Consider the following 21,597-nt stretch of genomic DNA (forward strand, 5'->3'; position numbering starts at 1 on the left):
TACACTTCCTGCAATGAAGCTGCTCGCCCTGGACACCGCCACCGAAGCGATGGCGGTCGGCCTGGCCGACGGCGACGCCCGCCGCGCGGTCAATGCCGACGGCGGGCCGCTGACCTCCGAGCGGCTCGTGCCGGTGGCGCTGGAGCTGCTGGCCGAGCGCGGCCTCGCGCCGGCCGACCTGGACGCCGTCGCCTTCGGCCAGGGGCCGGGCGCCTTCACCGGCCTGCGCACGGCGGTGGCCGTGGCGCAGGGGCTGGCGTTTGGCATCGGCTGCCCCGTGGTGCCCGTGGACAGCCTGCTCATCGTGGCCGAGGACGCGCGCGCCCAGGCGCTGGGCGCCGAGGCGTCCGACGCGCTGGCGCCGCCGGTGTTCGACACCTGGGTGGCGATGGACGCGCGCATGGACGAGGCCTACGTGGCGCACTACCGGCACGACGGCCGGGCCTGGGCGGTGCTGCGTCCGCCGGCCCTGGTGGACCTGCCCACCCTGGCCGCCTGGTGGCAGCTGGCCCCGCCCGCGCAGGTGGCCGGCAGCGGTGTGGAGGCCTTCGCGGACCGCCTGCCCTTCGGCGCGGCCCGCCGCTGGCCGCGCGCGGCCGACCGCGCGGGGGCGCTGCTGCGCCTGGCGCTGGCCGCCGCCTCGGCCGGCCGCCGCTGTGCCGCGCGCGACGCGCGGCGGGTGTCCGGGCGCGACTGGGTGGCGCTGCCCCGGGCCGCGCGGGCGGCCGCGCGCGCGGCCGCCGCGGCGCCGGCGCCGGCGCCGGGGAGCGGGCGGTGAGCCGCCCGGCCGGCCCCCACTTCCGCCCGATGCAGGTGAGCGACCTGGACCGGGTGATGGCGGTCGAGCTGCAGGCCTACCCGTTCCCCTGGACGCGTGGCCACTTCGTCGATTCGCTGGCGGCGGGCTACCGGGCGCAGCTGCGGGTGGACGACCGCGACGGCCTGTTGGGCTACAGCGTGGCCATGGCCGGCGTGGAGGAGATGCACCTGCTCAACCTGACCGTGGCGCCGCCCTCCCAGGGGCAGGGCCATGCGCGCGCGCTGCTGGCCGAGCTCGGCCAGGCGGCGCGCGCCGCCGGCGCGGCGACGGTCTGGCTGGAGGTGCGCGAGAGCAACACCCGCGCGCGCACCCTCTACGAGCGCTGGGGCTTCGCGTCGGTGGGCCGCCGCAAGGGCTACTACCCTGCCGGCGAGGGCCGGCGCGAGGACGCCGTGGTGATGCGCTGGACGCTGGACGGTGCGGAGGCGCGCGCATGAGCTGGACCGATCGCCAGCGCGCCATGCTGCGCGTGATGGGCGTGCCGCTGTGGCAGCCGCCCGCCCACGTGAGCGAGGCGGCCTCCGACAGGGCCGACGCGTTGCCCGACGCCGGCGTCGGCACCGCCCCGGCCCCGGCCCCGGCCCCGGCCCCCCGGCCGGCCCCCGGGCCGGCACGCGCGCCGGTGCCCGTCGCCACGGCGGCGGCAGCCGCGCCGCCGTCCGCGGCCGTTCGGCCGTCCCCCGACGACCCGGTGGCCGCCCTCGGGTGGGACGACCTGCGCGCCGCGGTGGCGGCCTGCCAGGCCTGCACGCTGGCCGGCACCCGCACCCAGACGGTGTTCGGCGTCGGGCACCCCCAGGCGCCATGGATGATCGTGGGCGAGGCGCCGGGCGAGCAGGAGGACCTGCAGGGCGAGCCCTTCGTGGGCGCCGCCGGCCAGCTGCTCGACGCCATGCTGCACGCCGTCGGCCTCAGCCGGGGCGAGGCGCCGCCCGAGCGGCAGGTGTACATCGCCAACACCCTGAAGTGCCGGCCGCCGCGCAACCGCAACCCGGAAGCCGAGGAGCTGGCCCGCTGCGAGCCCTTCCTGCAGCGGCAGATCGCGCTCGTGCAGCCGCGCATCCTGCTGGCCATGGGCCGCTTCGCGGTGCAGGCGCTGCTGCGCTCGGACGAGCCCATCGGCCGCCTGCGCGGGCGGGTGCACCACTACCAGGGCGTGCCGCTGGTCGTCACCTACCACCCCGCCTACCTGCTGCGCCAGCCGCAGGACAAGGCCAAGGCCTGGGAAGACCTCTGTCTCGCGGCCAGCCTGCTGGAGTGATCCGCTGCGGCCGAGCGCCGAGCCGTCCCCAGCCGGCCGCGCAGCCTCTCGGAGGGTGGCGCCGGTACACCGGCGACGGGTGCGCCTACAACTCTGCCTTGAGGTAGTGCGCCCCGGGGATGGGGTTGTAGTAGTACGGCGGAACTTCCTCGAAGCCCAGCGTGGCGTAGAGCTCGCGCGCGGCCTCCATGTCGTCCAGGGTGTCGAGCAGCATGACCGAGTAGCCCAGCTGCACCGCGGTGTCCATCAGCGCCTGCGCGATCTGCCGGCCCAGGCCGAAGCGGCGGAAGGCGCGGCGCACGTACAGCCGCTTCATCTCGCAGGCATTGGCGTAGTCGGAATCCGCCAGTGGCCGCACCGCGCCGCAGCCCGCCAGCTCGCCGTCCACCCAGGCCAGCAGCAGCGCACCACCGGGCGCAGCGTAGTCGCCGGGCAGGGCCGCCAGTTCCTGCTCGAAGCCCTGGAAGCACAGGTCGATGCCCAGCGCGTCGGCGTACTCGCGGAAGATCTGCCGGGCAGCGTCCAGCGCCTCGGGCGTGTCGGCCGGCAGCAGGCGTATCTCGGGGGGAAGGCCCATGGTGGGGGCAGGGCACGCGCGTGGTGGCGGGGTCGACAGTCTAGCCAAACCGCGCGCTCAGCCCAGGCGCCACACCGCCCAGGCGCCCGCTGCGCATGCCGCGGCGAGCACAAGGGCCAGTCCGCGCTGTGCGACGCCGTCCTGGCTGGCCGGCGTGCCCGGCGGCAGCGGCTTGTCGCCATGCAGCATCGGTCCGACGAGGTTCTGGCGCCGGCCCAGCCGGTACCACGCGATGGCGCCCAGGTGCAGCACCACCAGCGCGATCACCACCGCCTTGCCCCATCCGGTGTGCCACGAGGTGGCCAGCGACGACGTGGCGCCGCTCACGAAACGGTACAGCGGGCCGGTGGTGAAGATCTCGTCGTCGGCCACCAGGCCGGTGGCCACCTGGGCCGCCAGCGCGAGCAGCATGGCCAGCACCGACAGGCTGCCCAGCGGGCTGTGGCCGATGTCGAACCGCTCGCCCGCCGCAGGCCGGCCGCGCAGGTAGCGCCAGGTGGCCGTGGGCGCCCACAGGATGTGCGAGAAGCGCGACCAGCGCCCGCCCACCAGCCCCCACACCAGCCGGAACGCCAGCAGCGCACCCACCGCGCAGCCCAGGCCCATGTGCCAGGCCAGGGCATCGCCCCCCACGTTGCCGGTGACCACCAGCGCCACCACGGCCATGGCCAGCAGGGCGTGGAACAGGCGCGTGGGCAGATCCCAGATGCGCACCGGCTGCAGCGGCGGCGACACCGGCTCGGGGGCGCCGGGCGGGATGGGCAGGACGGGCGGGGGGACATCGGCGGGCATGCGCGAGACCATACCCCGAGGGGCTTGCGGAATCCAGGGGGTGCACCGCCGCGGCCCGGTGTGGAATAGCGGCCGCCGGCGGCGCGTATACCGCCGGCATGCCTTGCCACCGCCGCCGAGCGCGGCCCACTTCAGGAGTCCTGCCGATGAACCGATCTGCCCTGGCGCTGCTGGCCGCTGCCGGCCTGGCCACCGCGCTGCCCGCCGCCGCCCAGTTCCAGAAACCCGAGGACGCGATCAAGTACCGCCAGTCCGCCTTCACCGTGATGGCCAGCCACTTCGGCCGCATCGCCGCCATGGCGCAGGGCAAGGCCCCGTTCGACGCCGCGGCGGCCAAGGCCAACGCCGACATCGTGGCGACCATGTCGCGCCTGCCGTTCGCCGCCTTCCCGGCCGGCACCGACAGCGGCCAGACCAAGGCGAAGGCCGAGATCTGGAGCGAGCCGGACAAGTTCCGCCAGGGCGCCACCACCATGCAGGAGGCCGTGGGCCGGCTGCAGGCGGCGGCCGGCACGGGCAACCTCGACCAGATCAAGGCCGCCGTGGGTGACGTGGGCAAGAGCTGCAAGGCCTGCCACGACAACTACCGCAAGGACTGATCAGCCGGGCCCGCCGGGCGGCGCGGGCACCAGCCAGTGCACCGCGAACCACCGGCGCGCGTCCAGCCACACCGCCTCGGGCCGCCAGCCGGCGGCCCGGGCCAGGCGCTGGAAGCCCGCCACGGTGTACTTGCACGAATTCTCCGTGTGCAGGCTCTCGCCTTCCTCCAGGCTGAAGCGCTGCCCGCACAGCTGCACCACCTGATCGCGCCGCGCCACCAGGTGCATCTCCACGCGCTGCTGCGCGGGCTGGTAGAAGGCGCAGTGCGCCCAGTCGTCCAGCACGAAGTCGGCCCCCAGCTCGGTGTTGGCGCGCGCCAGCAGGTGGCGATTGAAGGCCGCCGTCACGCCGCGCCGGTCGTTGTAGGCGGCGTGCAGCACGGCCGGGTCCTTGACCAGGTCCACGCCGATCAGCAGGCCGCCGTCCAGCCACGCCGCCCAGCGCGCCAGCAGGGCGCGTGCGTGCTCGGGTTCGAAATTGCCGATCGAGCTGCCCGGGAAGAAGCCCACGCGCCGGCCGCGTGCCGGGGGCAGCTGCAGCTCGGTGGTGAAGTCGCCCCCCACGGGGGTGACGGACAGCCCGGGGTGCGCCGCACGCAGGGCCGCGGCGCTGTGCTGCAGGTGGTCCGCCGAGATGTCCACCGGCAGGAAGCCCGCCGGCTGCCGCAGCGCGGGCAGCAGCAGCCGCACCTTCTGCAGGCTGCCGGCGCCGAACTCCACCAGCTCGGCGTCCGGGCCGATGGCCTCGGCCATCTCCGGGGCGTGGCGGGCCAGCAGGGCCGTCTCGGTGCGCGTGGGGTAGTACTCGGGCAGCTCGCAGATGGTGTCGAACAGGCGCGAGCCCTCGGCGTCGTAGAACCACTTGGGCGAGATGGTGTGCGGGCGTTCGGCCAGCGCGCGCTGCAGATCGTGCGCGAAGCCGCCGGCGCAGGTGTCGGGTGCCGGTTTCATGCGCCGGGTGCCTCCAGGTCGCGCGCCAGGCGCAGGCCGCTGAACTGCCAGCGTGCCCCGGGCGGGAAGAAGTTGCGGTAGCTCACCCGCGCGTGACCGGGCGGGGTGGCGACGCTGCTGCCGCGCAGCACCAGCTGCCCGACCATGAACTTGCCGTTGTATTCCTCCACCGTGCCGGCCCAGGGCCGGAAGCCGGGGTAGGGGTCGTAGCTGGAGCGTGTCCATTGCCACACGGCGCCGAAGCACTGCAGATCGGCCTCGCTGCGGCGCACGGGGGGGCGCAGCACCGCCGGTGCGAGGGCCGCGTCGCCGGGGGGGGCCACGCCGAGCGCACGCGCCGCCGATTCCCACTCGAACTCGGTGGGCAGCCGCGCGCCGGCCCAGGCCGCGTAGGCGGCCGCCTCGTAGAAGCTCAGGTGGCACACCGGCGCGTCGGGAACCAGTGGCTGCTGGCCGTCCAGTCCGAAGGCGCACCAGCCGCCCTCGTCGCGCCGCCAGTACAGCGGCGCCTCCCAGCCGCCGGCCTGCACGGCGGCCCAGCCGTCGGACAGCCACCAGCGGGGCTGGCGGTAGCCGCCCTCGTCGATGAAGGCTTGCCATTGCCGGTTCGTCACCAGCCCGCGTGCGATCGAGAAGGGGGCGAGGCGCACACGGTGCCGTGGGCTTTCGTTGTCGAAGCCGAAGCCCTCGCGCGGATCGTGGCCCAGCTCCACCTCGCCGCCGGGGCAGTCCCACCAGCCCGGCGGGCCCCAGCGCGGGTCGGCGGCGCCCGTGTCGGCCGCGGCGGGCGGGGCAGAGGCCGGGGCGCGGTAGGCGGGCGCCAGCGGGTGCATGGCCAGCAGGGCCAGGATGTCGGTGAGGATGAGCTCCTGGTGCTGCTGCTCGTGCTGCAGGCCCAGCTCCAGCAGGGCCGCCACCTCCGGCCAGGCGGCGTCGCCGCAGCCGGCCACCAGGGCATCGAGTGCCGCATCGACCTCCTCGCGCCAGGCCAGCACCTCGGCCAGCGGCGGGCGTGTCAGCAGGCCGCGCTGCGGCCGCGGGTGCCGCGGGCCGAGGCTCTCGTAGTAGGAGTTGAACAGCCGGCCCAGGCGCTCGTCACGCGGGCGGTAGCCCGGGGCATGCGGCTGCAGCACCACCACCTCGAAGAACCAGGTCGTGTGGGCCAGGTGCCACTTGGTCGGGCTGGCGTCGGGCATGGCCTGCGCCACCTGGTCCTCGGCCGACAGCGGCCGCGCCAGGGCAAGCGTGTGGGCCCGCGTGGCGCGCAGCCGGCGGGCCAGGTCCTCGCGGGCGACGGGTGCGCCGGCGGGCCGGGGCGGGGCAGCGGAAGGGCTGGGCATGGGGCGCCGGCCGGCAATCGGCGTTCCGGCACCCCCGCGCGCGCAGGCGCGGCCTGCGGGGACCTCAGGCGAAGCCCAGCACCACGCGCCGGGTGGACGCGCTCTTCTTCTCGATCTTGGTGACCACGACGCGGCCGATGTCGGCGGTGTTGCCCACATGGGTGCCGCCGCAGGGCTGCAGGTCCACGCCGGCGATCTCCACCAGCCGCACCCGCCCGGAGCCACGGGGCGGCTGCACGCTCATGCTGCGCACCAGCTGGGGCTGCGCGTCCAGCTCGGCGTCGCTGATCCAGCGCGTGGCCACCGGGTGGGCCGCGTCCACCAGCCGGGCCAGGCCGGCGGTGAGCGCCTCCTTGTCCAGCGGCTCGGTCATGTGGAAATCGAGCCGGGCGTAGCCAGCGGTGATGGAGCAGCCGTCCACCGGGTGCGGCACCAGGGCGCACAGCAGGTGGGTGGCGGTGTGGAAGCGCCGATGCGCCTGGCGGCGCGGCCCGTCCAGGCGGGCCGTGACGGTGTCACCCACGGCCAGCGCCGCGGCATCCGCCGGGTCGGCCAGCAGGTGCAGGATGCGGCCCGCCTCCGGCCCCTTGCGCGTGTCGGCCACCCGCAGCACCCGGCCCGCGGCGGTCAGCAGCTCGCCCGCGTCGCCCGCCTGCCCGCCGCCTTGCGGGTAGAACACCGTGCGGTCCAGCTCCACCACGCCGTCGCCGACGCCTACCACCGTGGCGGTGCACTCGGCCAGGTCGGCATCGTCGCGGAAGAGCTCGATCGTGGGCATGCGAAAACGCTCAATGTCCGGCAATGACACCGCAGGCCAGGCGGCCGCCGGCGTTGCCGGTGGGCTGGGTGGCGTAGTCGTCGGGGTTGGCATGCACGATGACCGAGCGGCCCACCACGCTGGCGGCGCCGGCGGCCACGCTGGGCCCGCCGGACAGGGTGAACTTCTGGTCGGCCATGCCGTTGGCGTCGGCCTTCAGCGACGGCATGTCGCCCGCATGGTGGGCCGCGGTCTGCGGGCCGTGCGGCTTGCCGTCGGGGTTGAAGTGGCCGCCGGCGCTGGTGCCGTCGGTGCTGGCGCAGTCGCCCTTCTCGTGGATGTGGAAGCCATGTTCACCGTTGGGCTTCAGGCCGCTGACGCGTGCATGCACCATCACCTGGCCGTCCGCCATCTGGTGGAAGACGACCAGACCGCGCACGGTGTTGCCCTGGGTGGGGCCGAGGCTGGCCATGGCCATGCGGCCCGCACCCATGCCCATGCCCATGCCCTTGCCATCGCCACCCATGCCGGGACCCTGGGCGTGGCCGTGCATGCCGGCGGCGGGCCCCGCGCCCGGGCCGGCGCCGTGGCGGTGCGCCTCGGGGCCGGCGCAGCCGGCGAGGGCGAGGGTCAGGCCGGCGGCCAGCAAGGATAGGCGAGCGGTGTGCATGAGGGTCTCCTTCTCGGTCGGATGGACGGGGTCGGGCCGCCGACTGTAGGCGCGAAGCGCTTGCCGGCCAAGCCCTCGCGCGCCGGGGGGGGCAAGGCGACGGGCTACAGGCGCAGCTCGCCGCGGATGCAGGCCGCCACGTCGCCGCCGATCCACAGGCCGTCGGCCTCGCGCCGCACATGCACCCGGCCGTGGCGGCCCAGGGCCGTGCCCTGCGCCGCCACGTAGGCCGGCGGTGCCACGCCTTCGCCGATCAGCCATTCGGCCAGGCTGGCGTTGAGGCTGCCCGTCACCGGGTCTTCCTCCACGCCGATGGGGGCGGCGAAACCACGCACCTCGAACTGCGTGCCCTCGGCACCGCCTGCGTCCTGTGCCGCCACCAGGCCCACCTTGGCGAGGGTCTTCAGGCGCCCATGGTCGGGCGACAGCGCGCGCAGCCGCGTGGCGTTCGCCACCCGCAGGCCCAGCCACTGCGGACCGTTGTCCAGCCAGCAGGCAGCGAGCAGGTCGGCAGGGGGCAGACCCAGCGCGTCCACCACCTCGGCCAGCAGCCGGTCGTCCACCGGCGTGCGCGTCAGCGGCGGTGCGGCGAAGGCGAGCCGGTCGCCTTGGGCGCGCACCGTCACGCAGCCCACGCCGCACTGCTGCACGATGCGGCCCGCTTGGCGCGGCCGGCCGCCCGCGTCCAGCCACGCTCGGCAGCTGCCCAGGGTGGGGTGGCCGGCGAAGGGCAGCTCGCCGCCCGGGGTGAAGATGCGCACCCGGTAGTCGGCGGTGGCGTCCGTGGGCGGCAGCAGGAAGGTGGTCTCCGACAGGTTCGTCCAGCACGCGAACGCCGCCATCTGCGCGTCGCTCAGTCCCTCCGCGTCGTGCACCACGGCGAGCGGGTTGCCCTGCGTCGGCACGGCGGTGAAGACGTCGAGCTGGGAGAACCTGCGGTGCACGGTCACGGCGTTTCCTCGGCCAGTTCCTCGTTGAGATGGCGGCGCAGCACGCCGCCCAGCGCGGCCACGGCGGCGCGGATGTCGTCCACGGACAGCGTCACGAACGACAGGCGCAGCGTGCGGGTGTCGGGGGCATGGGCGTAGAAGGGCTCGCCCGGCACGTAGGCCACGCCCGCCGCCACCGCCTTGGGCAGCAGGGCCATCGCATGGCAGCCGGCCGGCAGGCGGATCCAGAAGAACATGCCGCCGAGCGGCGCGGCCCACTCGCTGCCCTCGGGCAGGTGCTCGGCCAGGGCCGCGGCCATGGCGTCGCGCTGCGCCTTGTAGCGGGCACGGATGGTGGGCACGTGCTGGTCGAGGAAGCCGTCGCGGATGACCTGGTGCACCACGCGCTGGTTGAAGCCGGGCGTGTGCAGGTCGGCCGCCTGCTTGGCCTGCAGCAGCTTGGGATAGAGCTCGGGCGGCGCCACCACGTAGCCCAGCCGCAGGCCGGGGGCCAGCACCTTGGAGAAGGAGCCCAGGTACACCGTGCCCTCGGGCCAGCGCGCAGCCAGCGGGGCGGGCGGTGCCTCGTCGAACCACAGGTCGCCGTAGGGGTTGTCCTCGATCAGCGGCACGTGGGCGCGCTGCGCGGCCGCCACCACCGCCTGGCGCCGCGCCTCGGGGATCACGCGGCCGGTGGGGTTCTGGAAGTTGGGCAGCACGTAGGCGAAGCGGGTGCCCGGCGCGTCGTGCGGCAGGCGCTCGATGGCCTCGGGCAGCGGGCCGGCGCTGTCGCTGGCCAGGCTGTGGAACAGCGGCTCGTAGGGGGCGAAGGCCTGCAGCGCACCCAGGTAGGTGGGCGTTTCCACGGCCACGGGGGCGCCGGCGTCGATCAGCACCTTGCCCATCAGGTCCAGGCCCTGCTGCGAGCCTGTGGTGATGAGCACCTGCCCCGGGCTCACCTGCTGCCCCTGGCGCGCGAGCTGCGCCGCCACCCACTCGCGCAGCGGGCCGAAGCCCTCGCTGGCGGCGTACTGCAGGGCCTCCTTCGGCGTGTCGGCCAGCACCTTGGCGGTGGCCTCGCGCATGGCCTCGACCGGGAAGGTGTCGGGCGAGGGCAGGCCGCCGGCCAGGGACAGCACGCCCGGCTGCTCGGTGACCTTGAGGATCTCGCGGATGATCGACGGGTTCATGCGGGCGGCGCGCTGCGCCAGCGTCCATGGACGTTGCGGCGGGGTGGTGCCGGTGGTCATGGGGAGTCTCCTTCGTGGGGATGGGGGATCGGTGATTGTGGCGGCTGCGGCGTGCGCGGCACGGCGGCCGGTGCCGGCCGGGCGAACCGGCGGCCGATGGCCACCGTGGCCAGCACCGCCAGGGCGAAGGCGAGGGTGGAGGCGCGCAGCGGCTCGCCCAGCAGCGGCACGGCGGCCAGCAGGGCCAGGAAGGGCTGCAGCAGCTGCACCTGGCTCACGCGCAGGGTGCCGCCCAGCGCCAGCGCGCGGTACCAGGCGAAGAAGCCCAGCCACATCGACACCACGGTGACGTAAGCGAAGCCGCCCCAGGCCGCCGTGCTGGCCGGTGCCTCGGGCCAGGTGGCCAGGGCCCAGGGGGCGGTGATGGGCAGGCAGGCCACCAGCGCCCAGGAGATGACGTGCTCGGCCGGCATCTCGGCCGACAGCCGCGCGCCCCACACATAGCCCACCGCCGCGCAGCCCACGGCGGCCAGCAGCCAGCCGTCGGCCGTGCTCAGGCGCCCGCCGCCTTCGTGCACCGCGAAGGCGAGGACCAGCGCGCATCCGGCCGCGGCGCACACCCAGAAGCCGGCCCGCGCGCGCTGGTGCAGCACCCACGCCGCCAGCGCGGCGGTGGCCAGCGGCAGCACCCCGGTGACCACGGCGGCGTGCATGGCGGGCGCCTCGCGCAGGGCCAGCGCGATGCACAACGGGAAGCCGAACACCGTGCCCGCCGCGCTCAGCGCCAGCGAGGCCCACAGCCGGGGCGGTGGCAGCGGCGCCCGTGCCGCGGCCAGCCAGAGCAGGCTCAGCAGGCCGGCGCCCGCAGCGCGCCCCCCGGTCACGAACGCGGGTGGCAGCTGCGGCGCCTCGCTCGGCCCCACCGCCAGGCGCGTCATGGGAAAGGTGAGGGCGAACAGCAGCACGCCCAGCAGGCCCAGGGCCAGCCCGCGGCGCGCCGCGTCCGCCGCCGGCGCGGCGCGCCGGACGGACAGGGAGGGCAGGGGCCGCGGGGGGGTGGGCATCTGGACAGTCTAGGCATCGAACCAATACAGTGCCGGTACAGAAGGCGGGTGCACGGGACGGATCTGTACTGGCGTCCGCACCGACACACGCCCCCGGCCCGTCCGCCAGGAACGCCCATGGACCCCCTCGCCCTCACCCGCAGCCCCGGCAGCACGCTGACCGAACAACTCGCCGCCCAGTTCGGCGAGCGCATCCGCCAGCGGCTGCTGGCGCCGGGCGCCCGCCTGCCGTCGGTGCGCGAATGCGCGCGCCGGCACGGCGTCAGCCCGCACACCGTGGTGGCGGCCTACGACCAGCTGCTGGCACAGGGCCTGGTGGAGGCGCGGCGGCAGCGCGGCTTCTTCGTGCGCGAGCGGGGCCGCGACGAGGCGGGCGGCCGCGCCGGCGCCGCGTCCGCGTCGACCCACGCCGCGCGGTCCCCGGTGCCCGAGGGCGGGCCCGCGCCGCGCGTGGCGCCGGTGGACGCCACCGCGCTGATCCGCGGCATGTTCCACGGCGTGGGCGGCCGGCCCGCGCCGGGCCTGGGCACCTTGCCGCCCGACTGGCTGGACCTGCCGCTGCTGGCCAGCGCCCTGCGCCGGGTGCTGGCGCACGGTGACGCGGCCCTGGCGCTGCAGTACGGGCAGCCCGCCGGCGACAGCCGCCTGCGCGAGGCGCTGTCGGTGCGCCTGCGCGACATCGGCGTGCCGGCCGCGGCCACGCAGATCGTCACCGCCACGGGCGCCACCCATGCGCTGGACATCGTCTCGCGCGCGCTGCTGGCGCCCGGCGATGCGGTGCTGGTGGACGAGCCCGGCTGGGCGGTGGAGTACGCGCGGCTGACGCAGCTGGGCATGCGGCTGCTGCCCGTGCCGCGCGGCGCCGACGGGCCGGACCTGGCGGTGATGGCCACACTGGCGCGCGAGCACCGGCCGCGGCTGTATGTCACCGTGTCGGTGCTGCACAACCCCACCGGCCACAGCCTCACGGCGGGGCAGGCGCACCAGGTGCTGAAGCTGGCCGAGGCGCACGACTTCCGCATCGTCGAGGACGACACCTACGCGCACCTGGCACCGCCCCATGCGCCGCGCCTGGCGGCGCTGGACGGCCTGCAGCGCACCCTGTACGTGAGCGGCTTCTCCAAGATCCTCACGCCCAGCTGGCGGGTGGGCTACGTGGCGGCGCCCGCGCCGCTGGTGGAGCGGCTGGTGGACGTGAAGCTGCTGTCCACGCTCACCACGCCCGCGGTGCTGGAACAGGCCATCGCCCACTGCCTGGAGCAGGGCAGCCTGCGCCGGCACGCCGAGCGCGTGGTGGCCCGGCTGGATGCCGCCCGGCACCGCAGCGTGCGCCTGGCCGAGGCGCACGGCTGCCGCTTCGTCACGCCGCCGCAGGGCCTGTTCGGCTGGGTGGACACGGGCACCGACACCGAGCCGCTGGCCGAGGCGATGCTGGACGCCGGCTGGCTGCTGGCGCCGGGCCACCTGTTCCACGCCACGCGCCGCCCCAGCCCGCTCATGCGCATCAACTTCGCCACCTCACAGGACGCGCGTTTCTGGCAGGCGCTGGACGCGGCGCGCCGGGCCGCCAGACCTTGATCGGGAGGGGACCGGCGGGGCCACGGGCCGGCTACAGTGGGCGGCAGTCAGCCCCCGAGGACACCCCATGCCCACCCCACCCTTCCTGCGTGCCGGCCGTCTGCTGGCCATCGTGGCTGCCGTCGCCCTGGTGGCGTGCGGCGGCGGCGGCGACGAGGACGACACCGCGCAGCCCAGCGGCCTGGTGCCCACGCCGCCTGCGCTGGGGCCCACCCTGGCCGCCGCCGCCACCAGCCTGCGCCCGTTCGCCCCGGGCGCCACCTGGGTCTACAACGGCAACACCAATGGCAGCCCCTACACCAACACGGTGACCCAGACGGCCGCGACCCTGGGCGTGGACGAGCACTTCACCAACCTGCTGAACGCCGGCGCGGCGAGTGTCCAGGTGGCCGTGCTGAACGGCAACGTGGTGCAGCCGGAGCCGGTGGACATCGACGGTGACGGCGTGGTGGACCTGGCCAACGCCATCGAGCTGCGCTCCCCGGTGCGCCAGGGTGACCAGATCGTGTACTTCGACCAGCGCCTGGTCGAGGCCTTCGACGACGTGGATGGCGACGGCCGCAGGGAAAGTTTCGACCTGGCGGTCTACAGCCAGGTGATCGGGCGCGAGACCGTGGACCTGGGCGGGGCACTGCCCCACGTCCAGGGCGTGCGGGTCGACAACGTCACCAAGGGCCGCCTGGTGCTCTCCGGCGGCGGCGCCACCCAGCCGACCCTCACGGCCACCCAGTCCACCTGGTACGCCGAGGACTACGGCGTCGTGCGCCGACGCATCGACCAGCCGGACGACACCGGGATCGGCCGCGTGGTGAGCGTGGAGACGCTGGTCTCCGTCAGCGGCCTGTGAGCCTCAGGCGCCCGCCTGTCGGGCGTCCAGGGGCCCGACGGGCGCCTCGCCCAGGCTGAGCGTCTTCAGCCGCAGCGGCCCCGCCTGCACCACCAGTTCGGCGCCGGGGCGCCGGCTGGCGGGCAGCAGGGCGTCCAGGTCGAGGCGGAAGCCGCTGTGCAGGGCCGCCGGCCCGTGCGCCTGCGCCACGTCCGCGCGCTCGTCCGCGGCCGGCCGCTCGGCCACCAGTTCGCCGTCCAGCCACAGCTGCACGGGCACCGGCCGGGCCGATTGCGGGTCGAAGGCCCAGCCCGTCAGCCAGCGGCCGTCCCAGCGTTCCACATGGCCCTGCACCTGCCGGGCGGCCAGGCGGGCGGCCTGCGCCGTGCGGCGGTCGCGCCGCCAGCGGCCGAGCCGGTAGAGCCAGCGCTGCCACCTCGCACGCCAGCCCACCGCCTGCCCGGCGCCCGGGGCCCGGCGCAGCACGCGGTCGCGGCTGTCGGCCAGCAGCTTCGCCGGGGCCCCGCCGCCCAGCCCGTACTGCGCCATCACCGAGGCCATGATCAGGTCCACGAAGCGAGGGTCGACATGGCGGAAATCGTCCTCGCGCCACACCAGCGCCGGCTCGCTGAGCGTCACGAACTCGTAGCTGGGGAAGTAGCTCACGTGCGGCCGCCCGACCGTGAACTGCTCGGCGCAGGTGCGCAGCACGGCCTTGGAGTAGGTGTTCGCCAGCAGCACGTCCTGGTCGCGGAAGGTGGACCACAGCGGCACCGGTGACACGGTGAGCAGCAGGCGCCAGCCCGGGCGCAGGTGCCGGCCGAGCAGGGCATCGATGGCCTCGAGCTGCGCCAGCGTCTCCTGCGCGTCCAACACGTGCAGCGAGAACCGGCCAGGCCAGGCGGCGACCATGGCCTCGGTGGGCGCATGGTTGAGGTACAGGCCGGTGGCGGCGTCCTTCCACACCTCGCTCAGGCCCAGCGTGAGCACCACCACGTCGGCCTCGGCGATGCGCCGGAAGAACGCATTGAAGGCGTCGCGGAAGGCGTGCGCATGCACCGGCTCCTCCGCGTACCAGGGGCCGGACAGCTGCAGGTCCTGCAGCAGCGTGTCGCCCGGCAGCCCCACCAGCACGTCCTCGTGGCGGTAGGCGGGGCCCTCGCCGAAGGCCCAGCGCAGCTCGTTGAGGATGGTCGCCGTGTTGTACTTGTTGAGCATGCCCCGGTCCGACCGCTGGCGGTTCGGTGACCGGGGGAATTCGCGCATCACCGACAGCACGTCGAAGCCGAGCGCCACCAGCGCGTTCTCGATCTCGCGGGCAAAGCACGAGCCGATGCAGAAGACGCGCTCGCTGCCCGTCAGGCCGAAGACCTGGCGCGCCTGCGGCGCGGCCAGCGGGGACAGGCGATCGGGCTGCTCGCGGGTGGGCCAGCGCGCCAGCGTGTTGCGGCGGTAGGTGGCCCAGGCCTGCTCGGCGGGGATGACTTCGATGGCCATCGGCGCAGGATAGCGCGCCGTGCGGTGTGCCCGCGGCCCGATACAGTCGATGGTTTGACACCACAACACGAGGGAGCGAGCGAGATGACTCCAGCAACCGCGAAGGCAGGGCGGGCCACGGGCCGGCCCGGGGCGTGGGCCGCAGCCGCGTTGGCCGTGTGCGCACTCAGCGCGTGCGGGGGCGGTGGCGACGCCTCAGGGGACCCGCCGGCACCGGCCCCGACGGGCCTGGTGCCCGCCGCGCCCGCCCTGGGCGCCACCTTGGCCCTGCAGGCCGCCTCCCTCCGGCCGCTGGCGCCTGGGGCGACATGGACCTATGCCGGCGAGTACTTCGGCTCGCCTGACTTCAGCGTGCCGTATACCGATGTCGTCACCCACACCGGAGCGCCGCGCGGGGTCACGGAAGCGGCGAGCAATCAGTTCGCGACGGGCCCGGCGAGCGTGGTCATCGCGCTGGAGGGCGGCCACGTGATCCGGCCCGGCGGCGTCGATCTCGACGAGGACGGCACCACCGACATCGTGGATCCCGTGCTGCTGCGGTCCCCGGTGCGCGAGGGAGATCAGATCGTCTACCTCGACGAGAGGACCTTGACGACTGCGGACGTCGATGCCGACGGCCGCATGGACAGCCTGGATGCCGCCATCTTCAGCCGGGTCATCGGCCGGGAATCGGTGTCACTGGGCGCAGACCTGGGCACGGTGCAGGCGGTCCGCGTCGACCAGACGACCCTGGCGCGCATGGTCCTCACCACCGGGAGCGTCTGGCCGACGTCGACCACGGTCGTGTCCACCTGGTATGCGGAAGGCGTCGGCGTGGTCCGGCGCACCTGGCACAACTCGTCCGATGGCCAATCCGTGCCGTTCGCGGACGAGCGGCTGAGCGCCGTGACCGGCCTGTGAGCCCTGCGCCGCCGCCCTTCGCCGGCGCAGGGCGGCGTGCGCCGGCTCAGCGCGCGGGCAGCGCGGCGCGCTCCTCGGGCTTGAGCACGCGCAGGTGCAGCTCGCCGTCGACCAGCGCCAGGCCGTGCAGGTCGATCGACTTCTGCGTCTGCAGCAGGCGCACCAGGTACGACACGATCACCGGGTCGATCACCTGGCCGGGCACCAGCACCGGGATGCCGGGCGGGTAGGGCACGATCTGGTCGCAGCAGATGCGGCCCGCGAGCGAGGCGTTGGGCTGGCCCTGCTCGTCGATCAGCGGCAGCCGTTCGCCGGCCTCGTAGAAGGCGTCGCGCGGCAGGCAGGCCAGCTCGGTGAAGCGCGGCGCCTCGGGCACGCGGTGGTACACGCGCGGCGGGCGCTTCTCCTTGGCCAGGCGCAGCATGGCGTCGAACAGGCGTGACACCTTGCTGCGCGTGGTACCGATGGTCAGCAGCAGCGTCAGGGTGTTGTGGGTGTTCTTCTCGACCTGGATGTTGTAGCGGCCGATCAGCTCGGCGCGCAGCTCGTCGGCCGAGTAGCCGCTGGCGGAGATGTCGATGGTGAGCTTGGTCGGGTCCAGGCGGATGCCGTCGCCGCGCACTTCCTCGGGCAGCAGGTCGTCCAGCTCCAGCACGCGGAAGGCGCCGGTGGCGTTGATCTTCTCGCGCAGCTCGAAGGCGTATTTCAGGCAGCGGTCGAGCAGCCGGTAGCCCTCCATCACCGCCTGCCGGCGCGCCACATCGAGGCTCGCGATCAGCGTGTACTGCGGGCTGGTCGACGTGTGCATGTTGAAGTTCTCGCGGAACAGGTGCTCGTCGAAGCCGGGGTCGTTCACGTGGATCATGCTGGCCTGCGAGAAGGCCGACAGCACCTTGTGCGTGCTCTGCGTGGCGTAGTCGGCGCCGCACTCCAGCGCGGTGGGCCGCAGCTCGGGGTGGAAGCGCGCATGGCCGTACCAGGCCTCGTCCACGATCACCTTGATGCCTGCGGCATGCGCCATGGCGATGATGGGCTTGAGGTCGTAGCGCAGGCCGTCGTAGGTGCAGCTGGTGAGGATGAGCACCTTGGCATCGGCGTGCTCGGCGATGGCGCGCTCCAGCGTGGCCTTGGGCACCGGGCCGAAGATGCCGTAGTGCCGGTTCACGGACGAATCCAGGTACACCGGGCGCGCGCCCGAGAGGATGACGCCGTGGTGCACCGACTTGTGGCAGTTGCGGTCCAGCAGCAGCTTGTCGCCCGGCGCCAGCAGGGTCTGGAAGATCACCTTGTTGGAGGTGCTGGTGCCGTTGGTGGCGAAGAAGGTGGCGCGCGCGCCGAAGGCCTTGGCGGCGCGCTTCTGCGCCTGGGCAATGACGCCGGTGGGGTGCAGCAGCGAGTCCAGCTCGGGCACGCTCACCGACAGGTCGGCGCGCAGCATCTCCTCGCCGACGAAGTCGTAGAAATCGCCCACCCACGGGCTGCCGCGGAACGAATCGCCGCCGGCGTGGCCGGGGGTGTGCCAGCTGTCCTTGGCCTGCGCCACGTAGTCCTTGAGCGCGTCGTAGAAGGGGGTCTCGGCCTTCTCGGCGATCTCGGCGGCCAGGATGCGGAACCAGCCGGTGTGGTCCTGCTCGCCGCGGAAGAAGTAGCCGTCCACCGCGTTGCTGGCCAGCTGCTCGACCAGCAGCTTGTCGGCGTCGTCTTCCAGCACCATGTAGAGCGACAGCTCGGGCCGCAGGTCGATGATGCGCTGGGCCGCCAGCACGGCCTGCGCCCCCTGCGCGCCGGCGCCGCGCGGGCCGTGGTCGATCACCACCGCCTGCAGGTCCGCCTGGGTGGGGCCGGTGGCCAGCACCGCCTCGGCCGCGCTGGCCGCGTCGCAGGGGCAGCCCACGGCGACCAGGCCGAAGGGGTTGGGCAGGCGGGCCGCGGCGGCATTGAGCCCCTGCACGACCTGGGCGCGCCACTCCTCGTCCGCACTGACGACGAGCACATGGGTGGCTGGCTGCATGGGCGATTCCTCCGCGGTGAGCGCGCCGTCCGCGCGCGAAACCGCCCAGTGTAGGCACCAATCCGCCGAGGAATCCTCGGTTCGGCGCGCGTCCGGCCGACAAAGGCCCGGGCGCGGCGCCGCCGGGGCGTCAGCCGGCGCGCAGCAGCTTCAGCAGCGCCGGGATGTCCACCGGCTTGGTGAACCAGTGGTCCACCAGCTGGAAGGTGGCGTCCACGCGCTCCTCGCGCGGGCTCTGGCCGGTGATGGCCACCAGCACCACGTCGTGCCCATGCTGCTCCCGCACACGACGCGCCAGGGCCAGGCCGTCCAGCCCCGGCATCTGCACGTCCAGCAGCACGCAGTGCGGGGCATGCTCGGCCAGCACCGCCAGCGCCGCCACGCCGTCCGCGGCGGTGCGCACGTCGCAGCCCGCATCGGCCAGCGCCTCGGCGAGCGTGCTGCGGGCGTCCGGGTCGTCGTCGATGACGAGCACCCGGGTGTCGAGGGTGGCGTCTCCGGTCGAGACGGCGGGCTGGTCGGCGGTCATGGTTGGGGGGCGTCGTCAGCGGTCGTCGGACTGGCCCATGTCCTCGGTGGCCAGCTCGCCGGTCTCCTCGCCGCCGAGCTCGCCCATGAGCTCCTGCTTGCGCTGCATGAGCTGCTCGCCCAGGGCCTGCAGGTCGAGCCGGGAGGCCTTGGCCTTCTTGAACATCTCGCCCTGCTCCTCCTTCACGTGGTGCTTGACGTACTCGCCCATCACCTTGACCTTGGCGTCGTACTCCTCGCCGTCGGGCTCCGCCCCCTGCACCTGGGCGATCAGGCTCTTGAGCGTCTCGTGCTCCACGCGCGCTTCCGGCACCAGCTCCTTGTCGCGCAGGGCCTCCTTGAAGGCGGGGTAGAAGATCTCCTCCTCGATCTGCGCGTGCACGGTGAGCTCCTGGCAGATCTGCTCGACGATGCCGCGCTTGCGGTTGGCCGAGCGCGTCTTCTCGAACTGCTCGAACAGCTCCGAGACGAGCTTGTGGTCCGCGCGCAGCAGCGCGATGGCGTCGGGCGTGCGGGCGCGCGCGCCGCTGCGGGACGCGGTGCGGGTACCGGTGCCACTGCGGCCCGTGCTGCGGCGGCTGGACGAATTGCGGGTGGCCATGGGGTCCTCTCTCCTCGCCCGGCGGGGCGAACTGGTTGGATGACCCGCAGGCCTGGGCAACCGGCGTACCAGCCGGCCTGGCCGCTCAGCGCCGCTGGAAGGCCAGGGCCACGCTGCCCGCCACCACGCCCCAGAACGCGGAGCCGATGCCCGCCACGGTGAGGCCCGACAGCGTGACGACGAAGGTCAGCAGCGCCGCGTCGCGGTGCGCCTCGTGCGCCAGCGCCGTGGACAGGCCGCCGGCGATGGTGCCCAGCAGCGCCAGGCCAGCCACCGCGGCCACCAGCTCCGGCGGAAACGCCGCCAGCAGCCCGGCCACCGCGCCGCCGGCCAGGCCGAGCGCGATGTAGAACACGCCGGCCATGGCCGACGCGGTGTAGCGCCGCGCCGGGTCCTCGTGCGCCTCGCGGCCCATGCAGATGGCGGCGGTGATGGCGGCCAGGTTCAGCGCGTACCCGCCGAAGGGCGCCAGCAGCAGGCTGGCCAGGCCGGTGGTGCCCACCACCGGCGAGACGGGGATCTCGTAGCCCGAGGCGCGCTGGGCGGCCACGCCGGGCAGGTTCTGCGAGGCCATGGTCACCACGAACAGCGGCAGGCCGATGCCCACCAGCGCCGGCACGCTGAACGCCGGCATCACGAACACCGGCGCCGTCCAGGCCAGCGTCACGCCGTGCAGGTGCACGCGCCCCTGCACGGCCGCCACCACGATGCCGGCCACCAGCACCCCCGGCACGGCGTAGCGCGGCCAGGCCCGGCGCCCGGCCAGGTAGGCCAGCGCCATGGCCACCACCAGCACCGGCGCAGTCGCCGCGGCCGAGGCGGCATTCAAGGCGAAGCGCGCCAGCACGCCGGCCAGCAGCGCGGCGGCGATGGCCATCGGGATGCGGCCCATCACCCGCTGGAACAGGCCGCTGTAGCCGGCCACCATGATGAGCAGCGCGCAGGCCACGAAGGCGCCGGTGGCTTCCGCCAGCCCGAAGCCCTGCGTGGCGGCGATGAGCGCCGCGCCGGGCGTGGACCAGGCGGTGAGCACCGGCTGGCGGTACCACAGCGACAGGCCCAGGCTGGTCAGCCCCATGCCCAGGCCGAGCGCCCACATCCACGACGCCGTCTGCGCCGGGTTCGCGCCCAGCGCCTGGGCCGCGGCGAAGACGATGGCCACCGAGCTGGTGAAGCCGACGAGCACCGCCACGAAGCCGGCCACCACGGCGGGCAGGGACAGGTCGCGGAGGAAGGACGGCCGGGGCGGGTGCGGGTTCGACATGGCCGCGCAGCATAGCCGCCGCCCGGGGCATCGCCGGGCGGCTAAGCTGGCGGCAATGACCACCGCCTGCCCCGCCCGCCCCCCTGTGCCTCCTGCCGCGCCCCGCACCGCCCCCGACGCCGACACCCGCCTGAGCACCCTGCCCAACGGCGTGCGGGTGCTCACCCTGCACCTGCCGGCCATCGAGACCGCCGCCGTGAGCGTGTTCGTGCGCACCGGCAGCCGCGACGAGCCCGCCCGCCTGGGCGGCATCAGCCACATGGCCGAGCACATGGCCTTCAAGGGCACGCGCCAGCGCAGCTGCCAGCAGATCAACTGGGACGCCGAACGCCTGGGCGCCGAGGTCAACGCCCACACCGACAAGGACCACACCGCGTACCACATGCGCGGCCTGGCCGCGGACGCGCCCGAGTTCGTGCGCCAGCTCGGCGAGATCGTCCGCGACTCCAGCTTCCCGGCCGACGAGCTCGAGCGCGAGCGCCAGGTGATCCTGCAGGAGCTGGCCGAGACCGAGGACGACGCCTTCGACACCGCCTTCCGCCTGTTCGACAAGGCCTGCTGGGGCGAGCACCCGCTGGCGCGGCCCGTGATCGGCCGGCGCGCCAGCATCGAGCGCATCGGCCGCGACGACCTGCAGGCCTACGTGGCCGGCCGCTACACCGGCGGCCACACGGTGGTGGCGGCGGCGGGCCCGGTGGACCACGACCAGGTGGTGGACGCGGCCGCGCGCGCCCTGGGCAGCCTGCCCCCCGGCGCCCCGCCCACGGTGGCGGCGCCGGTGTTCCGCGGCGGCCGGGGCATCAAGCACATGGCCGGCCAGAGCCAGGCCCATGTGGTGTTCGGCTTCCCCTCGCTGCCCGTCACCGACCCCGGCCACACGGCCGTGCAGGTGGCGGCCGCCGTGCTGGGCGAGGGCATGAGCTCGCCGCTGATGGACACGCTGCGCGAGCGCCTGGGCCTGGTGTACTACGCCGCCTGCTCGGCCGACCTGGACGACCTGGCCGGCCAGTTCGTCATCGAGGCCTCGCTGGCGCCAGAGAACCTGCCGGCTTTTGCCGACGAGGTCGAGGGCCTGCTGGCAGCGCATGCGCGCCGTGTCGATCCGGCGCAGCTCGAGCGGGCGCGGCGCCAGCTGGCGGTGCGTCGGCTGCGCCAGTGGGAGCGCCCGGGGCGCCGGCTGGAGGAGGCGGTGCTGGACCTGTTCAACTTCGGCCGTGTGCGCCCGCTGGCGGAGCGCCGAGGTGCGCTCGAGGGCGTGTTGCCCGAGCACGTGCGGCAGGTGTTTGCCGGCCTGTGTGCCGGCCCGCGCGCGCTCGGTGCTGCCGGCCACCTCCCCCGCGCCGCTGTCGACCGCCTGCGCCGCCTCGGCCCCGCCTGATCCCATCTGCCGCCCTGCGCAGCCGCCGCTGCCCTTCAAGTGGCGTGCGCGGGACCGGCTCTGC

General features: G+C 74.5%; 22 protein-coding genes. 8 read left to right on the forward strand and 14 right to left on the reverse strand.

Translation table 11 applies throughout. The features are described 5' to 3' along the window. Window positions 1-13 precede the first annotated feature (13 nt). Genes tsaB through ACE3UN_RS06335 form a run of 3 tightly spaced genes read left to right on the forward strand, consistent with a single transcriptional unit; the run spans window position 14 to window position 2,081 of the window. Window positions 14-778 carry a tRNA (adenosine(37)-N6)-threonylcarbamoyltransferase complex dimerization subunit type 1 TsaB gene (tsaB, locus tag ACE3UN_RS06325; RefSeq protein ID WP_374674065.1) on the forward strand — a complete coding sequence of 255 codons (765 nt, stop codon included), beginning with the start codon at window positions 14-16 and terminating at the stop codon, window positions 776-778. Window positions 779-807: 29 nt separating this feature from the next. After that, complete coding sequence (gene rimI, locus ACE3UN_RS06330) at window positions 808-1,257, forward strand: ribosomal protein S18-alanine N-acetyltransferase (protein WP_374674066.1); 450 nt, start codon at window positions 808-810, stop codon at window positions 1,255-1,257. Beyond that, the gene (locus ACE3UN_RS06335) at window positions 1,254-2,081 is read left to right on the forward strand and encodes a uracil-DNA glycosylase family protein (protein WP_374674067.1); all 828 of its coding nucleotides are present in this window, start codon (window positions 1,254-1,256) and stop codon (window positions 2,079-2,081) included. Before rimI ends, ACE3UN_RS06335 begins: the two co-directional genes overlap by 4 nt. A gap of 85 nt (window positions 2,082-2,166) precedes the next feature. On the opposite strand, the gene ACE3UN_RS06340 is transcribed toward ACE3UN_RS06335, so the two are convergent. Both ACE3UN_RS06340 and ACE3UN_RS06345 read right to left on the reverse strand, forming a co-directional pair. Next, window positions 2,167-2,658, reverse strand: a complete 492-nt coding sequence (locus ACE3UN_RS06340) for a GNAT family N-acetyltransferase (protein ID WP_374674068.1) — start codon at window positions 2,656-2,658, stop codon at window positions 2,167-2,169. Window positions 2,659-2,715: 57 nt separating this feature from the next. Continuing rightward, window positions 2,716-3,450, reverse strand: a complete 735-nt coding sequence (locus ACE3UN_RS06345) for a cytochrome b/b6 domain-containing protein (RefSeq protein WP_374674069.1) — start codon at window positions 3,448-3,450, stop codon at window positions 2,716-2,718. Window positions 3,451-3,596: 146 nt separating this feature from the next. On the opposite strand from ACE3UN_RS06345, the gene ACE3UN_RS06350 reads away from it, so the two are divergent. Then, a complete protein-coding gene (locus ACE3UN_RS06350; RefSeq protein WP_374674070.1) occupies window positions 3,597-4,049 on the forward strand; it encodes a cytochrome c in 453 nt (150 codons plus the stop codon). Here the strand turns inward: ACE3UN_RS06350 and egtD are convergent, their stop codons facing one another. The 7 genes from egtD to ACE3UN_RS06385 form a co-directional block, all read right to left on the reverse strand. Next, entirely contained in the window at window positions 4,050-5,000 is a 951-nt protein-coding gene (egtD, locus tag ACE3UN_RS06355) for an L-histidine N(alpha)-methyltransferase (RefSeq protein ID WP_374674071.1), read from the reverse strand. Then, on the reverse strand, window positions 4,997-6,340 hold the full coding sequence (gene egtB / locus ACE3UN_RS06360) for an ergothioneine biosynthesis protein EgtB (RefSeq protein WP_374674072.1): 1,344 nt from the start codon (window positions 6,338-6,340) through the stop codon (window positions 4,997-4,999). The genes egtD and egtB overlap by 4 nt, the downstream gene beginning before the upstream one ends. 64 nt (window positions 6,341-6,404) lie before the next feature. Next, window positions 6,405-7,118 carry an alanyl-tRNA editing protein gene (locus ACE3UN_RS06365; RefSeq protein ID WP_374674073.1) on the reverse strand — a complete coding sequence of 238 codons (714 nt, stop codon included), beginning with the start codon at window positions 7,116-7,118 and terminating at the stop codon, window positions 6,405-6,407. Window positions 7,119-7,128: 10 nt separating this feature from the next. Then, window positions 7,129-7,767 carry a superoxide dismutase family protein gene (locus tag ACE3UN_RS06370; RefSeq protein ID WP_374674074.1) on the reverse strand — a complete coding sequence of 213 codons (639 nt, stop codon included), beginning with the start codon at window positions 7,765-7,767 and terminating at the stop codon, window positions 7,129-7,131. A gap of 104 nt (window positions 7,768-7,871) precedes the next feature. Then, window positions 7,872-8,717 (reverse strand): PhzF family phenazine biosynthesis protein, encoded by an 846-nt coding sequence (locus ACE3UN_RS06375; RefSeq protein ID WP_374674075.1) that lies wholly within the window; start codon window positions 8,715-8,717, stop codon window positions 7,872-7,874. Beyond that, entirely contained in the window at window positions 8,714-9,946 is a 1,233-nt protein-coding gene (locus ACE3UN_RS06380; protein WP_374674076.1) for a PLP-dependent aminotransferase family protein, read from the reverse strand. The genes ACE3UN_RS06375 and ACE3UN_RS06380 overlap by 4 nt, the downstream gene beginning before the upstream one ends. Continuing rightward, window positions 9,943-10,950 carry a DMT family transporter gene (locus tag ACE3UN_RS06385; protein ID WP_374674077.1) on the reverse strand — a complete coding sequence of 336 codons (1,008 nt, stop codon included), beginning with the start codon at window positions 10,948-10,950 and terminating at the stop codon, window positions 9,943-9,945. The genes ACE3UN_RS06380 and ACE3UN_RS06385 overlap by 4 nt, the downstream gene beginning before the upstream one ends. A 117-nt stretch (window positions 10,951-11,067) precedes the next feature. Here ACE3UN_RS06385 and ACE3UN_RS06390 point away from each other — a divergent pair, with 117 nt between their 5' ends. Beyond that, a complete protein-coding gene (locus ACE3UN_RS06390) occupies window positions 11,068-12,528 on the forward strand; it encodes a PLP-dependent aminotransferase family protein (RefSeq protein ID WP_374674078.1) in 1,461 nt (486 codons plus the stop codon). Window positions 12,529-12,595: 67 nt separating this feature from the next. Further along, window positions 12,596-13,375: a hypothetical protein gene (locus ACE3UN_RS06395; RefSeq protein ID WP_374674079.1), complete on the forward strand. Its 780-nt coding sequence runs from the start codon at window positions 12,596-12,598 to the stop codon at window positions 13,373-13,375. A 3-nt stretch (window positions 13,376-13,378) separates the two neighbouring features. Here the strand turns inward: ACE3UN_RS06395 and ACE3UN_RS06400 are convergent, their stop codons facing one another. Beyond that, the gene (locus ACE3UN_RS06400; RefSeq protein WP_374674080.1) at window positions 13,379-14,851 is read right to left on the reverse strand and encodes a GSCFA domain-containing protein; all 1,473 of its coding nucleotides are present in this window, start codon (window positions 14,849-14,851) and stop codon (window positions 13,379-13,381) included. Between the two features lie 261 nt (window positions 14,852-15,112). Between ACE3UN_RS06400 and ACE3UN_RS06405 the strand changes: the two genes are divergently transcribed. Next, window positions 15,113-15,751: a dockerin type I domain-containing protein gene (locus ACE3UN_RS06405; protein WP_374674081.1), complete on the forward strand. Its 639-nt coding sequence runs from the start codon at window positions 15,113-15,115 to the stop codon at window positions 15,749-15,751. Window positions 15,752-15,797: 46 nt separating this feature from the next. Here ACE3UN_RS06405 and ACE3UN_RS06410 read toward each other — a convergent pair whose 3' ends face one another. The 4 genes from ACE3UN_RS06410 to ACE3UN_RS06425 all read right to left on the reverse strand — a co-directional run bounded on the left by ACE3UN_RS06410 (window position 15,798) and on the right by ACE3UN_RS06425 (window position 20,155). Continuing rightward, window positions 15,798-17,762, reverse strand: coding sequence for an aminotransferase class I/II-fold pyridoxal phosphate-dependent enzyme (locus ACE3UN_RS06410; protein ID WP_374674082.1), 1,965 nt, complete (start codon window positions 17,760-17,762; stop codon window positions 15,798-15,800). A 130-nt stretch (window positions 17,763-17,892) separates the two neighbouring features. Then, a complete protein-coding gene (locus ACE3UN_RS06415; protein ID WP_374674083.1) occupies window positions 17,893-18,291 on the reverse strand; it encodes a response regulator in 399 nt (132 codons plus the stop codon). A 15-nt stretch (window positions 18,292-18,306) separates the two neighbouring features. Further along, the gene (locus ACE3UN_RS06420; protein WP_374674084.1) at window positions 18,307-18,891 is read right to left on the reverse strand and encodes a hemerythrin domain-containing protein; all 585 of its coding nucleotides are present in this window, start codon (window positions 18,889-18,891) and stop codon (window positions 18,307-18,309) included. Between the two features lie 85 nt (window positions 18,892-18,976). Further along, a complete protein-coding gene (locus tag ACE3UN_RS06425) occupies window positions 18,977-20,155 on the reverse strand; it encodes a benzoate/H(+) symporter BenE family transporter (protein ID WP_374674085.1) in 1,179 nt (392 codons plus the stop codon). 85 nt (window positions 20,156-20,240) lie between these two features. Here ACE3UN_RS06425 and ACE3UN_RS06430 point away from each other — a divergent pair, with 85 nt between their 5' ends. Next, window positions 20,241-21,533, forward strand: a complete 1,293-nt coding sequence (locus tag ACE3UN_RS06430) for a M16 family metallopeptidase (protein ID WP_374674086.1) — start codon at window positions 20,241-20,243, stop codon at window positions 21,531-21,533. The last annotated feature ends 64 nt before the right edge of the window (window positions 21,534-21,597 follow it).

The organism is Ideonella sp. (assembly GCF_041918995.1).
Taxonomy (GTDB): domain Bacteria; phylum Pseudomonadota; class Gammaproteobacteria; order Burkholderiales; family Burkholderiaceae_C; genus Ideonella.